This is a genomic window from Streptomyces sp. NPDC045695 (genome assembly GCF_056432025.1).
This window is the reverse complement of sequence record NZ_JBWKJU010000009.1, coordinates 229728-243977: the sequence shown is the minus strand read 5'-3', so window position 1 is coordinate 243977 and position 14250 is coordinate 229728. Positions and strand designations below refer to the sequence as shown.

Here is a 14250-nt window from a genome sequence, read left to right as displayed (position 1 = left end):
GCCTCCTGGTGGTGCTTGGTGGAACGCATTTCGGACAGGTGTCCTTGGCTCTGCAACGCATGAAGGTACCCGCCGGTGCCCGTGATCTGTCACCCGGGAGACGTAGGATTCGTAGCTGCCGCCCCCTCTCTCCCCGCCGGAGGACCCCCACCGTGACCAAGCCGCCATTCACGCACCTGCACGTCCACACCCAGTACTCGCTGCTGGACGGTGCCGCGCGGCTGAAGGACATGTTCAACGCGTGCAACGAGATGGGCATGACGCACATCGCCATGTCCGACCACGGCAACCTGCACGGCGCCTATGACTTCTTCCACACCGCGAAGAAGGCCGGCATCACGCCGATCATCGGCATCGAGGCGTACGTCGCCCCCGAGTCCCGGCGCAACAAGCGCCGCATCCAGTGGGGCCAGCCGCACCAGAAGCGCGACGACGTCTCCGGTTCCGGTGGTTACACCCACAAGACGATCTGGGCGGCGAACGCCACCGGCCTGCACAACCTCTTCCGGCTGTCCTCCGACGCGTACAAGGAGGGCTGGCTGACCAAGTGGCCGCGCATGGACAAGGAGACCATCAGCAAGTGGTCGGAGGGCCTGATCGCCTCCACCGGCTGCCCCTCCGGCGAGCTCCAGACCCGGCTGCGCCTCGGCCAGTTCGACGAGGCCCTGAAGTCGGCCTCCGAGTACCAGGACATCTTCGGGAAGGACCGGTACTTCCTGGAGCTGATGGACCACGGCATCGAGATCGAGCGCCGGGTCCGCGACGGGCTGCTGGAGATCGGCAAGAAGCTCGGCATCCCCCCGCTGGTCACGAACGACTCGCACTACACCTACGCGAGCGAGGCCGGCGCCCACGACGCCCTGCTGTGCATCCAGACCGGCAAGAACCTCTCGGACCCGGACCGCTTCCGCTTCGACGGCACCGGCTACTACCTGAAGTCCACGGACGAGATGTACGCCATCGACTCCTCGGACGCCTGGCAGGAGGGCTGCGCCAACACGAGGCTGGTCGCGGACCAGATCGACACCGAGGGCATGTTCAAGTTCCGGAACCTCATGCCGAAGTTCGACATCCCCGAGGGCCACACCGAGGTCAGCTGGTTCCGCGAGGAGACCATGCGCGGCATGCACCGCCGCTACCCCGGGGGCATCCCCGAGGACCGGATGAAGCAGGCCGAGTACGAGATGGACACGATCATCTCGATGGGCTTCCCGGGCTACTTCCTCGTGGTCGCCGACTTCATCATGTGGGCCAAGAACCAGGGCATCGCGGTGGGCCCGGGCCGTGGCTCCGCGGCCGGCTCGATCGTCGCGTACGCCATGGGCATCACCGACCTCGACCCGCTCACCCACGGTCTGATCTTCGAGCGCTTCCTGAACCCCGAGCGCGTCTCCATGCCCGACGTCGACATCGACTTCGACGAGCGCAGGCGCGTCGAGGTGATCCGGTACGTGACCGAGAAGTACGGCGAGGACAAGGTCGCCATGATCGGCACGTACGGAACGATCAAGGCCAAGAACGCGATCAAGGACTCCGCGCGCGTCCTGGGCTACCCCTACGCCATGGGCGACCGGCTCACCAAGGCCATGCCCGCCGACGTCCTTGGCAAGGGCATCCCGCTCTCCGGCATCCTCGACCCGAAGCACCCGCGCTACAGCGAGGCCGGCGAGATCCGCGGGATGTACGAGAACGAACCGGACGTGAAGAAGGTCATCGACACCGCCATGGGCGTCGAGGGCCTGGTCCGCCAGATGGGCGTCCACGCGGCCGGCGTGATCATGTCCAGCGAGACGATCACCGACCACGTGCCCGTCTGGGTGCGGCACACCGACGGCGTCACCATCACCCAGTGGGACTACCCGAGCTGCGAGTCGCTCGGCCTGCTGAAGATGGACTTCCTGGGCCTGCGCAACCTCACGATCATGGACGACGCCGTCAAGATGGTGAAGGCCAACAAGGGGATCGACATCGATCTCCTGGCCCTGCCGCTCGACGACCCCAAGACCTTCGAACTGCTCGGCCGCGGCGACACCCTCGGCGTCTTCCAGTTCGACGGCGGGCCCATGCGCTCCCTGCTGCGCCTGATGAAGCCCGACAACTTCGAGGACATCTCCGCCGTCTCGGCCCTGTACCGGCCGGGCCCGATGGGCATGAACTCGCACACGAACTACGCCCTGCGCAAGAACAAGCAGCAGGAGATCACCCCGATCCACCCGGAGCTGGAGGAGCCCCTCGAAGAGGTGCTCGCGGTCACCTACGGCCTGATCGTCTACCAGGAGCAGGTCCAGAAGGCCGCCCAGATCATCGCCGGGTACTCGCTCGGCGAGGCCGACATCCTGCGCCGCGTGATGGGCAAGAAGAAGCCCGAGGAGCTGGCGAAGAACTTCGTCATCTTCCAGGAGGGCGCCAAGAAGAACGGCTACAGCGACAAGGCCATCCAGGCCCTGTGGGACGTCCTGGTCCCCTTCGCCGGCTACGCGTTCAACAAGGCCCACTCGGCCGCGTACGGGCTGGTCTCCTACTGGACCGCCTACCTCAAGGCGAACTTCCCGGCCGAGTACATGGCCGGCCTGCTCACCTCGGTCAAGGACGACAAGGACAAGTCCGCGATCTACCTGAACGAGTGCCGCCGGATGGGCATCAAGGTGCTCCCGCCGAACGTGAACGAGTCCGAGCCGAACTTCGCCGCCCAGGGCGACGACGTGATCCTCTTCGGCCTGACCGCCGTGCGAAACGTCGGCCAGAACGTCGTCGAGTCGATCATCAAGACCAGGAAGGCCAAGGGGAAGTTCTCCTCCTTCCCCGACTTCCTGGACAAGGTCGAGGCCGTCGTCTGCAACAAGCGGACCATCGAGTCGCTGATCAAGGCCGGCGCCTTCGACGAGATGGGCCACACCCGCAAGGGCCTGGTCGCCCACCACGAATCGATGATCGACAACGTCGTCGCGGTCAAGCGCAAGGAGGCCGAGGGACAGTTCGACCTCTTCGGCGCCATGGGCGACGAGGACGCGAGCGACGAGCCGGGCTTCGGCCTCGACGTGGAATTCTCCGACGTCGAGTGGGAGAAGTCCTACCTGCTCGCCCAGGAACGCGAGATGCTCGGTCTCTACGTCTCCGACCACCCGCTCTTCGGGCTGGAGCACGTCCTGTCCGACAAGACGGACGCCGGCATCTCCCAGCTGACCGGCGGCGAGCACTCCGACGGCGCGGTCGTCACCATCGGCGGCATCATCTCGGGCCTCCAGCGCAAGATGACCAAGCAGGGCAACGCCTGGGCCATCGCCACCGTCGAGGACCTGGCCGGCTCCATCGAGTGCATGTTCTTCCCCGCGACCTACCAGCTCGTCTCCACGCAGCTGGTCGAGGACACCGTCGTCTTCGTCAAGGGCCGCCTCGACAAGCGCGAGGACGTCCCGCGCCTGGTCGCCATGGAGATGATGGTCCCCGACCTCACCTCCGCCGGCACCAACGCGCCGGTCGTCCTCACCATCCCCACCGTCAAGGTCACCCCGCCGATGGTGACCCGTCTGGGGGAGATCCTGCGCCACCACAAGGGCAACACCGAGGTGCGGATCAAGCTCCAGGGGCCGCGGACCACCACCGTGCTGCGCCTCGACAAGCACCGCGTACAGCCAGACCCGGCGCTCTTCGGCGACCTCAAGGTGCTGCTCGGGCCGTCCTGCCTGGCGGGATAGCGGCGGCGCGGTCGCGGTCCCGGACTTCGGCGACGCACGTACGGAAGGGCCCGACCGGCTGCCGCCGGTCGGGCCCTTCCGTACGTCACGTGCGCGTCGTCAGTTGTGGCCGAACTTCTTCTGCTTGCTCTTGTGCGCCAGATCCATCGGACTCGGCGACGGATGCACCGATTGGCTCGGGGAGTCCATGGAGCCCTTGGACGGGTCCTGCGAGGAGCTGGCCTGCTGCTTCGACGGCTGCTTCTGGTTCTTGTTCTTGGCCATGGGGGAACCTCCACGAGGGTCTAGGGGGCCAGGACCGCCTTCACACTCACACAGCGCCAGAAACCGCGCATTTTGGATCATTACTGCGCGTAGCCGGTGCTCCGTCCCGCCACTCTGTGAGATCCGCCACGCCGATGATCGAGTTCCGGCCTTCAACACCCTTGAGGTCGGGCAGACTCGGGGCACCCGCCGAAAAAACACAGAGGACCCCCAGGGAAGAGGGTGGAACACGTGGACCGCTGCGTCGTCCTGGTGGACGCCGGCTACCTGTTGGGCGCCGCCGCCAGCCTCCTCGCCGGGGAGCCCTCCCGGTCCCGGATCACCGTCGACCACGCCGCCCTCATCCAGGGCCTGCGCGAGCGCGCCGAGGCCGACACCGAACAGCCCCTGCTGCGCATCTACTGGTTCGACGGCGCACCCGACCGGGTACCGCAGCCCGAACACCGGCGGCTGCGCGTCATGCCCCGCGTCACCGTACGGCTGGGAGCCCTGACCCGCAGCGACGGCCGCTGGGCGCAGAAGGGCGTCGACGCCGCCATGCACGCCGAGCTCACCGAGCTCGCCCGCAACCGCGCCTGCTCCGACGTGGTCCTGGTCACCGGTGACGGCGACCTGCTGCCCGGCCTGATGTCCGCCAAGGAACACGGGGTCGCCGTCCACCTGTGGGCCGTCCAGGCCGCCGACGGGGACTACAACCAGTCCGAGGACCTCGTCGCCGAAGCCGACGAACGCCGCGTCCTGGACCGCGCCTGGATCACCCGGGCCGTCCGCGCCAAGGACCTCACCGGCCTGTGCTCACCGCCGCCCGCGCCGCGCCCCGACATCGCCGCCATCCTCTCGGCCCCGCTGCCCGAGGCGGCGCTCGCCGAGGCCGCCCGCAACGGCTCCGCCGCGGGCAGCGGCGCAGAAGACCGCGAGGGGACCCCCGTACCGCCGCCGGCCGCCCCGGGCGGCAAGACCGTACCCACGCCCAAGGACCTCGCCGGAGCCCTGCGCGCCCCCGGCCAGCAGAGCCCGCCGTCCACCGGCCCGGGCAGCGGCCACGCCCCGGCCAGTGCGCTGCGCTGGTCCTCCGACAAGGGGTGGATCGACCGGGCCGGACCGCTGGGCGAGCCCGCCGAGACCGCCTCGCTGCCCACCCTCGCCCAGCTCACCAGCGCCGAGCAGCGCTGGGCGGACCGGGAGGAGGACATCACCACCGTCGGCGGTGACCCGTTCGAGGTGGGACAGGTGTTCGCCCGGCGCTGGATGGAACGCCTCCCCGAGACCGTGCACCTGCAGAAGCTGGCCACCATGTACCCGCGCATCCCGCACCGGATCGACGGCGAGCTGCTGCGCTACGCCGCCCGGTTCGGGCTGCTCGCGCACAAGGACGACCAGATCGACGAGCACGACCGGTACGCCATCCGCGCCGGGTTCTGGCGGGAGATCGACGTCCGCGCCGCCGCCGAGCACGTGGCCGGGGCACCGGCCGCCGAGCACGGAGCCGGCCCCGGCGAGGTCTCCGCCCCGCTGACCCCGGCGGCCGAGTAGGGGCGGGAACCCCGTAGGCTGCTCCCTCGTGAGTACGGGCACAGCACAGGCGCGGAACGGCACGGCGGCACCCGCTGGTGGAGCCCGCGACGTGGTGTGCGCGGTGCGCGACCTCGTCAAGACGTATCCCGCGGTACGGGGACGGCGCGGGGCGCCCGCACTGCCCGAGACCCGCGCCAACGACGGCATCTGCCTGGACGTGCGGCGCGGCGAGATCTTCGGCCTGCTCGGCCCCAACGGCGCCGGCAAGTCCACCCTCGTCCGCCAGCTCACCGGGCTGATGCGCCCCGACGCGGGCAGCGTGACCCTGCTGGGCCACGACCTCGTACGCCACCCCGAGCGGGCCTCGCGGCTGCTCGCCTACCTGGGCCAGGAGTCCACCGCCCTGGACGAGCTCACGGTGTCGCTGGCCGTCGAGACCACCGGGCGGCTGCGCGGACTCGACGCACGGGCGGCGCGGACCGCGCGCGACGCCGTACTGGAGGAGCTCGGGCTGACCCCGCTCGCCGGGCGGCCCCTGAAGAAACTTTCCGGCGGACAGCGACGCCTCGCCTGCTTCGCCGCGGCGCTGGTGGGGGAGCGGCCCGTACTGGTCCTCGACGAGCCCACCACCGGCATGGACCCGGTGGCCCGGCGGGCCGTGTGGTCGGCCGTGGACCGGCGGCGCGAGCAGCACGGCGCGACGGTCCTGCTCGTCACGCACAACGTCATCGAGGCCGAGACCGTACTCGACCGGGTCGCCGTCATCGACCAGGGCAAGGTCATCGCCTGCGACACCCCGGCCGGACTGAAGGCCGAGGTCTCCGGCGAGGTCCGGCTGGAGCTGGTGTGGCGCGAGGGCGCTCCGCTGGCTGTTCCCGAGGTCGCGGCGCTGCGTGCGCTGGCCGTCGAGTCCGGGCGGCGCTGGGTCCTGCGGCTCGGGCCGGACGAGGCCCGCGCGGCGGTCGCCGCGGTGACCGGAGGACCGGCCTTCGCGGCGCTCGACGACTTCACGCTGGCCACGCCGAGCCTGGAGGACGTCTACCTCGCGCTCGGCGGGAAGACGAAGGGGCTGGTGAAGTCGTGAGCGACCGTACGGCAGGCGCTGTCGCGCCGCTCGGGACCGCAGTGACCGGAGCCACGGAGGTCGATGCCACGGCGGTCGGTGCCGCGGCGGTCGATGCCGTGGCGACGGCCGCGGGGAGCGCCGCGCCGCTGGCGCCGAGGGCTCGGTTCTTCCCCTCGCTCGCCGCCGTGTACCGGGCCCAGCTGTCCCGGGCGCGGGTGGCCCGGATCCCGCTGCTCTTCGTGGCGACCTTTCAGTCCGTCGGGATCATGATCCTGATGCGGGGTGTGGTCGACGGGGGCTCGGAGGCCCGGGCCGTCGTGGCCGGCTCCTCGGTGCTGGTCGTCGCCTTCGTGGGGCTGAACCTGCTCGCGCAGTACTTCGGCCAGCTGCGGGCCGGCGGCGGGCTCGACCACTACGCGACCCTGCCCGTGCCGCCCGCCTCGGTGGTGCTGGGCGCGGCCGCCGCGTACGCCTCCTTCACGCTGCCCGGGACGCTGGTCACCGCCGTCTTCGGGTGCGTGCTGTTCGGGCTGCCGATGGGCGGGCTGTGGATCCTGGCCGCGGTGGTGCCGCTGGCCGGGGCCGCGCTGGCCGGGCTCGGCGCCGCGCTGGGGCTGCTGGCACCGCGGCAGGAACTGGCCACGCTGGCCGGGCAGCTCGGGATGTCGGCCGCGCTGCTGCTGGGCGTGCTGCCGCCCGAGCGGATGCCGGACCTGATCGTGTGGGCGCGGGACCTGATGCCGTCGACGTACGGGGTGGAGGCGTTCGCGCGCACCTTCGCCCCGCAGCCCGACTGGGCCGCGGTCGCCTTCGACCTCGGCGTGTGCGGGGCGGTGGGCGTCCTGTCGCTGGCCGTCGCGACGTGGGCGTACCGTCGGGCGGCGGTCCGCTGACGCCACCGGCGCACGGACCTGGCACGATGTGGGAGTGACCGAAGCCGTGACCCCGCCGTCTCCATTCGACCCGCCGTCGCTCCCGCCCGAAGAGCCGGGCGGCGGCGCCGGAGCCATCACCCCGGCGGACATCCGTGACGGAGCCGCCGTCGCCCTGGTGGTCGGGGTGGCCGGTGTGCTCCTGGGCCTGCTGTGGGTGTGGCTGGCGCCGCGGGTGCAGTACGTCTCCAACGGCGAGGCCGTGTTCCAGCGCGGCCCCGAGAGCGAGGCGCGGATCGCCGCCGACGGGACCTTCTTCCTGCTGGCGGTGGGGCTCGGCGTGCTCAGCGCGGTCGGCACCTTCCTGTGGCGCCGGGCCGGCGGTGTGCCGCTGGTGATCGGGCTCGCGATCGGGTCGATGTTCGCCGCGCTGGTGGGGTGGCGGCTCGGGCTGTGGCTGGGGCCGTCGTCGGACCTGGCGGCCGCCGCGGCCAAGGCGGGCAAGGGCGTGCCGTTCGACGCGCCGCTGGAGCTGCTCGCGCACGGGGCGCTGCTGGCCTGGCCCATGGCCGCCGTCCTGGTCCACCTCGGCCTCACGGCCCTGTGGTCCCCGCGCGACCCCGACCCCGCCCAGGTCCCCTGGGCCGGCTACTACCAGCCCGCACCGCCCCAGTCCTGATCCAGCCCTGGAAATTCAGCCCCGCCGGCGTTTGAGGCGCGGGGGCCCGGGGGCGGAGCCCCCGCAACGCCGCCGCACCGGTGAGCCCGCGACCCCCGCCGGGAGGCTACGCGCGGGCCACCGGGGCCACGACGGCTTCGGTGAGGGTGGCCAGCGCCGAGGGGGCCAGTTCGACCTCCAGGCCGCGCCGCCCGGCCGAGACGCAGATCGTGGCGTGCGCCGAAGCCGACGCGTCGAGGACCGTCCGCAGGCGGCGGCGCTGCCCCAGCGGGGAGATGCCGCCGCGGACGTAGCCCGTGGTGCGTTCCGCCAGCGCGGGGTCCGCCATCGCGGCCCGCTTCCCGCCGACGGCCGTCGCCAGGGCCTTCAGGTCCAGGGAGCCCGAGACCGGGACCACCGCCACCGTCAGCACCCCGTCCACGTCCGCGACCAGGGTCTTGAAGACCTGCGCGGGCGAGACGCCGAGCGCCTCGGCGGCCTCCTCGCCGTACGAGGGGTGCGCCGGGTCGTGCTCGTACGCGTGCGTGGTGAACGCGACGCCCGCCGCCGTGAGGGCGACGATCGCGGGGGTGCCGGCCGCCTGCTTGGGCTTCTTCGCCATCAGCGCCCCGTCAGTTCGGGCTCGTCGGGGAGCGGGTCAGGTCCACCGCCGGCAGGGACGGGAGGTGGCGGATCACCGCGGTCTCCGTGCGCAGGAGCTTGAGCTCCTCCGCCAGGCGGGTCGCCGTGTCCGGGGCCTGGAGCAGCCGCTGCTTCGCCGGGATGTCCAGTACCGCCGCCGCTGCCACCAGGTAGGAGACCACCGACGGCTCGTCGGGGAGCTCGGCGCCCGTCAGGGACCGCTCGCGGGCTCCGGCCAGCCGCTTCTGGTAGTTGCGAAAGGCCCGCAGCACACCTTCGGCCAGGACGCCCGCGCCGTCCCCCGCGTCCTCCGGGAGCTCTTCCAGCTCCGCCGTCAAGAAGGGGCCCGAGGCATCGACCGACAGCAGCCGGACCCGCGTCGTGCCCGTCGCCAGCACCTCGAAGCTGCCGTCCTCCCGCTCCCGGATCGTCGCCGCGTCGGCGATGCAGCCCACCCGGTGGAAGGCCTGGATCGGGTCGGAGCCGAAGCCCGCGGTGGGGCCCTTCTCGGGCAGCGCCGTCGGGTCGGGCAGGCCGGGCGCGGTCGGCGCGACCTCCCGGCCGTCGCGGATCGCGACGACCGCGAAGCGGCGCGGCTCCTCCTCGCCCGACTTCAGCAGCTCGCGCATCATGGCGCGATAACGCTCCTCGAACACGTTCAGCGGGAGGACGAGTCCCGGGAACAGCACCGAGTTGAGCGGAAAGAGGGGCAGGCGAACGGTGGTCACGAGGCACAGGGTAGTGGCCGTGGAGCCGGCCCCGTCACCCCCGCCTCAGCAGCCGGGAGGCCCCCGCGGCCACCGTCGTGGCCAGGATCCACCCCAGGATGACCAGAGCCGCAGCCCCCCACTGCCAGCCGCCCTCCAGCTTCCACCGGCCCTCCTGACCGAGGTCGATCACAGGGAGCAGCAGGTCCAGGGCGTACAGCGGGGCGCTCCACTGCGGGGACTCCTCCTGCTTGAGCGGGGCCGGATCGTGCTGGGAGAACAGCAGGGCCCCCGCCGCCCACAGGACGAACATCCACCCGGCCGCCTTGCCCGGGCGGTAGCCGTACGCCACGGTCCAGTCCTGGAGGTGCCCCCAGGCCCTCGCCGCCGGAGGCAGCGTGGTCCGGCGCCTGCGCTGCTTGGCCAGCAGCACCTCGCGGGCGTCGGCGTCCTCACCGCTGGCCCGAAGGACGGCGGCCAGCCGCTCGTACGGCTCCGGCGAGTACTCGGGGGTGGCCGCCTCCACCCACTCCAGCCGGCGCGCCAGGGGGAAGTGGCCGCGGGGCGCGAGGTTCTCGTAGACGAAGCCCTCGATGGACACCCCGCCCGGGCCCGGCCAGCTCGTGGAGGTGTCGACGAGCTTGACCACCTTGGCCCCGGACACCACCACCCGCCCCCGCTCCGGCCGCTCGCCCACGAAGCGGAACTCGGGAGTCTGGATCCGCCGCAGGGATATCTCCTGCTCGGCGGTGAGCGTGAACCGCGCGCCGTAGAAGTCGATCGCGTCCCCGAAACGGCCGTCGTCCAGCCGCAGCCCGCCCCGGCAGACGAACCGCTGGGCCCGCTGACCGCGCGTCGGCGTCAGGCCCAGGCCGTACGGGGGAGTGGAGGAGTTCGAGCCGGGGACGTAGTCCAGCGCGATCGACGTCAGGTACAAGGTCCGCTCGACGGTCAGCTGCGGGGCGTTCAGCGCGTACTTCCCGTACGGATTGCGCAGGCGGGCCCCGCGCAGGTTCATCGACACGCCGACCTTCGCCCCGCGCAGGCTCACCTCCCCGTACGTCTCCAGCAGCTCGCCCTGGAAGTCCTGCGCGACCGACATCCCGTCGGCGGTGATCGCCCGGCCCTTGTTGTCGCGCTGCACCACGGCCTGGCTGATCAGCAGATCGGTGCCGATCTGCGCGTCCGTCAGCCGGATGCCCCGGGCCACCCGGCAGCGCGGCATGTGCAGGTCGCCCTCGGTGTGCAGACGGGCCGCCTCCAGCCGCGGTATCGCGCAGTCGATCAGCCGCAGCGTCCCGAAGCGGGCCTCGGACAGCTGGATCTCGCTGTCGAAGCGGCAGGACTGGATCTCCACGTACGGGGCCACCGCCCCGCCCGACAGATCGAGCCGCCCGGTGATCCGTACGCCGCGCAGCTTCAGCGAGGCCACCCGGCCCGGCACCGGCGGCGGCCCGTGGAGCAGCAACGTCGCCACCACCTGGGCGCGGACACTGCGTCCGGTGCCCCAGAGGTGGTCGGCGTGCGGATCGTCCTGGTCGGGCGTGCGGGAGCTGAGGTCGCACAGACCGCCCGTGCGGAAGGCCTCCCACATGCGGCGCTCGGAAGCGGTGAGGTCCGCCGGCGCCTCGCCCACGCGCACCTCGGTCATGGCGGCCCCCTCCGCTGTCAACCCGCACGCCCCCGCGCCCACACCCGTGGGAGAGACGTCTTGATCAAAACGTATCGGGCACCTGTGACATCCGGGGCGTGTATCAGCCAGTGATACAGGCGAACGGTGGCGCGAGACGGTCTGAGAGAATTGGGACGTGATCTCTCGTATCGACCTGCGCGGTGACGCCCTCCCCGAGGGCGGCGCCCTACGCGACCTGCTGCCCCGTGCCGAGTTCGACGTAGAAGCTGCCCTGGAGAAGGTGCGGCCCATCTGCGAGGACGTCCATCATCGTGGCACGGCGGCGCTGATCGAGTACGCGCAGAAGTTCGACGGGGTCGAGCTCTCGCAGGTCCGGGTACCCGCGCAGGCCATCGAGGCCGCCCTGGAACAGCTGGACCCGGCCGTCCGCGCCGCCCTGGAGGAGTCGATCCGGCGCGCCCGGATCGTGCACCGCAACCAGCGCCGCACCGAGCACACCACCCAGGTGGTCCCCGGCGGCACCGTGACCGAGAAGTGGGTTCCGGTGGAGCGCGTGGGGCTGTACGCTCCGGGCGGCCGCTCGGTGTACCCGTCCTCCGTCGTGATGAACGTCGTACCGGCGCAGGAGGCGGGCGTCGAGTCGATCGCGCTCGCGTCCCCGCCGCAGAAGGAGTTCGGCGGACTGCCGCACCCCACCATCCTCGCCGCGTGCGCGCTGCTCGGTGTGGACGAGGTGTACGCGGCGGGCGGCGCCGTCGCCGTCGCGATGTTCGCCTACGGCACGGAGGACTGCCTGCCCGTGAACATGGTGACGGGCCCCGGCAACATCTGGGTCGCCGCCGCCAAGCGCTACTTCACCGGCAGGATCGGCATCGACACCGAGGCCGGCCCGACCGAGATCGCGGTCCTCGCCGACTCCACGGCCGACCCGGTGCACGTCGCCGCCGACCTCATCAGCCAGGCCGAGCACGACCCGCTGGCCGCGGCCGTCCTGGTCACGGACTCCGAGGAGCTCGCCGCAGCCGTCGAGCGGGAGCTGGAGCCGCAGGTCGCGGCCTCCAAGCACATCCACGACCGGATCAAGCCGGCCCTCGCGGGCAAGCAGTCCGCGATCGTGCTGGTCGACAGCCTGGAGGACGGCCTCAAGGTCGTCGACGCCTACGGCGCCGAGCACCTGGAGATCCAGACCGCCGACGCGGCCGCCTGGGCCGCCCGCGTGCGCAACGCTGGCGCGATCTTCGTCGGCCCCTGGGCGCCCGTCTCCCTCGGCGACTACTGCGCCGGGTCGAACCACGTGCTGCCCACCGGCGGCTGCGCCTGCCACTCCTCGGGCCTGTCCGTACAGTCCTTCCTGCGCGGCATCCACATCGTCGACTACACGCGCGACGCCCTCGCCGAGGTCACCCACCACGTGGTGACGCTGGCCGAGGCCGAGGACCTGCCCGCGCACGGCGCCGCCCTCAAGGCGCGCTTCGGGTGGAAGGTGCCGACCGCATGACGACCATCGGCATCGACGACCTGCCCATCCGCGACGAACTGCGCGGCAAGACCCCGTACGGCGCCCCGCAGCTCGACGTGCCCGTCCAGCTGAACACCAACGAGAACCCGTACGAACTCCCCGAGGAGCTCGTACGGCGCATCGCCGAGCGCGTCGCCGACGCCGCCCGCACCCTCAACCGCTACCCCGACCGGGACGCGGTCGAGCTGCGCACCCAGCTGGCCGCCTACCTCACCCGTACGGGCAAGCACCCGGTCGCGCGGGAGAACGTATGGGCCGCCAACGGCTCCAACGAGGTCATCCAGCAGCTGCTGCAGACCTTCGGCGGGCCCGGCCGCACCGCGATCGGCTTCGAGCCCTCCTACTCGATGCACGCCCTGATCTCCCGGGGCACCGGCACCGGATGGATCTCCGGCCCGCGCCGGGACGACTTCACCATCGACGTGGAGGCGGCGGAGCGGGCCATCGCCGAGCACGCTCCCGACGTCGTCTTCATCACCTCGCCCAACAACCCCACCGGGACCGCGGTCGGGGCCGAGACGGTCCTGGCCCTGTACGAGGCCGCGCAGGCGGCCAAGCCGTCCCTCGTGATCGTGGACGAGGCGTACGTGGAGTTCAGCCACCGCGACTCGCTGCTGCCCCTCATCGAGGGACGGCCGAACATGGTGGTCTCCCGGACCATGTCCAAGGCCTTCGGCGCCGCCGGACTGCGCCTGGGCTACCTGGCCGCGCACCCCGCCGTCGTCGACGCCGTCCAGCTGGTGCGCCTGCCGTACCACCTGTCGGCCGTCACCCAGGCCACCGCGCTGGCCGCCCTGGAGCACACCGACACCCTGCTCGGCTACGTCGAGCAGCTCAAGGCCGAGCGGGACCGCCTGGTCGTCGAACTGCGGGCCCTCGGATACGACGTCACCGACTCCGACGCGAACTTCATCCAGTTCGGGACGTTCGACGACGCGCACACCGCCTGGCAGAAGATCCTCGACCAGGGCGTCCTGGTCCGTGACAACGGCGTACCGGGCCGGCTGCGGGTCACCGCGGGCACCCCGGCAGAGAACGACGCGTTCCTGGAAGCGGTTCGCGCACTGAAGAAGGAGCAGCACGCATGAGCCGCATCGGACGGGTCGAACGGACCACCAAGGAGACCTCCGTGGTCGTCGAGATAAACCTCGACGGCACCGGCCAGGTCGACGTCTCGACGGGCGTGGGCTTCTACGACCACATGCTCGACCAGCTCGGCCGCCACGGCCTCTTCGACCTCACGGTCAAGACCGACGGCGACCTGCACATCGACACCCACCACACCATCGAGGACACCGCCCTCGCGCTCGGCGCCGCCTTCAAGCAGGCCCTCGGCGACAAGGTCGGCATCTACCGCTTCGGCAACTGCACCGTCCCGCTCGACGAGTCCCTCGCCCAGGTGACGGTGGACCTGTCCGGCCGCCCCTACCTCGTGCACACCGAGCCCGAGAACATGGCGCCGATGATCGGCACGTACGACACGACGATGACCCGGCACATCTTCGAGTCCTTCGTCGCGCAGGCCCAGATCGCGCTGCACATCCACGTCCCGTACGGCCGCAACGCCCACCACATCGTGGAGTGCCAGTTCAAGGCCCTCGCCCGCGCCCTGCGCTACGCCGCCGAGTTCGACCCGCGCGCGGCCGGCATCCTGCCCTCCACGAAGGGCGCCCTCTAGC

Annotated in this window: 12 protein-coding genes; 8 read left to right on the top strand and 4 right to left on the bottom strand. The window is 71.5% G+C overall.

Features of this window, described 5'->3' with window-relative positions; translation table 11 throughout:
• Nucleotides 1-152: 152 nt before the first annotated feature.
• Nucleotides 153-3695: a DNA polymerase III subunit alpha gene (gene dnaE, locus AC07DU_RS18630; RefSeq protein ID WP_360890632.1), complete on the top strand. Its 3543-nt coding sequence runs from the start codon at nucleotides 153-155 to the stop codon at nucleotides 3693-3695.
• Nucleotides 3696-3794: 99 nt separating this feature from the next.
• Here dnaE and AC07DU_RS18625 read toward each other — a convergent pair whose 3' ends face one another.
• Nucleotides 3795-3959, bottom strand: coding sequence for a hypothetical protein (locus tag AC07DU_RS18625; protein ID WP_479032686.1), 165 nt, complete (start codon nucleotides 3957-3959; stop codon nucleotides 3795-3797).
• 222 nt (nucleotides 3960-4181) lie between these two features.
• On the opposite strand from AC07DU_RS18625, the gene AC07DU_RS18620 reads away from it, so the two are divergent.
• The 4 genes from AC07DU_RS18620 to AC07DU_RS18605 all read left to right on the top strand — a co-directional run bounded on the left by AC07DU_RS18620 (nucleotide 4182) and on the right by AC07DU_RS18605 (nucleotide 8091).
• The gene (locus tag AC07DU_RS18620) at nucleotides 4182-5492 is read left to right on the top strand and encodes an NYN domain-containing protein (RefSeq protein WP_479112347.1); all 1311 of its coding nucleotides are present in this window, start codon (nucleotides 4182-4184) and stop codon (nucleotides 5490-5492) included.
• A 28-nt stretch (nucleotides 5493-5520) separates the two neighbouring features.
• A complete protein-coding gene (locus tag AC07DU_RS18615) occupies nucleotides 5521-6558 on the top strand; it encodes an ABC transporter ATP-binding protein (protein ID WP_479032691.1) in 1038 nt (345 codons plus the stop codon).
• A gap of 98 nt (nucleotides 6559-6656) precedes the next feature.
• A complete protein-coding gene (locus AC07DU_RS18610) occupies nucleotides 6657-7433 on the top strand; it encodes an ABC transporter permease (protein WP_479112411.1) in 777 nt (258 codons plus the stop codon).
• Nucleotides 7434-7467: 34 nt separating this feature from the next.
• A complete protein-coding gene (locus tag AC07DU_RS18605) occupies nucleotides 7468-8091 on the top strand; it encodes a hypothetical protein (protein WP_479112345.1) in 624 nt (207 codons plus the stop codon).
• Between the two features lie 106 nt (nucleotides 8092-8197).
• On the opposite strand, the gene ybaK is transcribed toward AC07DU_RS18605, so the two are convergent.
• The 3 genes from ybaK to AC07DU_RS18590 are packed head-to-tail and all read right to left on the bottom strand — an operon-like array spanning nucleotide 8198 to nucleotide 11070.
• A complete protein-coding gene (ybaK, locus tag AC07DU_RS18600; RefSeq protein ID WP_479032697.1) occupies nucleotides 8198-8692 on the bottom strand; it encodes a Cys-tRNA(Pro) deacylase in 495 nt (164 codons plus the stop codon).
• A gap of 10 nt (nucleotides 8693-8702) precedes the next feature.
• The gene (locus AC07DU_RS18595) at nucleotides 8703-9440 is read right to left on the bottom strand and encodes an LON peptidase substrate-binding domain-containing protein (protein ID WP_453375109.1); all 738 of its coding nucleotides are present in this window, start codon (nucleotides 9438-9440) and stop codon (nucleotides 8703-8705) included.
• 34 nt (nucleotides 9441-9474) lie between these two features.
• A complete protein-coding gene (locus tag AC07DU_RS18590; protein WP_479112343.1) occupies nucleotides 9475-11070 on the bottom strand; it encodes an oxidoreductase in 1596 nt (531 codons plus the stop codon).
• A 157-nt stretch (nucleotides 11071-11227) separates the two neighbouring features.
• Here AC07DU_RS18590 and hisD point away from each other — a divergent pair, with 157 nt between their 5' ends.
• Genes hisD through hisB form a run of 3 tightly spaced genes read left to right on the top strand, consistent with a single transcriptional unit; the run spans nucleotide 11228 to nucleotide 14249 of the window.
• Nucleotides 11228-12550, top strand: coding sequence for a histidinol dehydrogenase (gene hisD, locus AC07DU_RS18585; RefSeq protein WP_360890608.1), 1323 nt, complete (start codon nucleotides 11228-11230; stop codon nucleotides 12548-12550).
• Nucleotides 12547-13659 (top strand): histidinol-phosphate transaminase, encoded by a 1113-nt coding sequence (locus AC07DU_RS18580; RefSeq protein WP_479112341.1) that lies wholly within the window; start codon nucleotides 12547-12549, stop codon nucleotides 13657-13659. The genes hisD and AC07DU_RS18580 overlap by 4 nt, the downstream gene beginning before the upstream one ends.
• Nucleotides 13656-14249 carry an imidazoleglycerol-phosphate dehydratase HisB gene (gene hisB / locus AC07DU_RS18575; RefSeq protein ID WP_326591415.1) on the top strand — a complete coding sequence of 198 codons (594 nt, stop codon included), beginning with the start codon at nucleotides 13656-13658 and terminating at the stop codon, nucleotides 14247-14249. The genes AC07DU_RS18580 and hisB overlap by 4 nt, the downstream gene beginning before the upstream one ends.
• Nucleotide 14250: the final 1 nt, after the last annotated feature.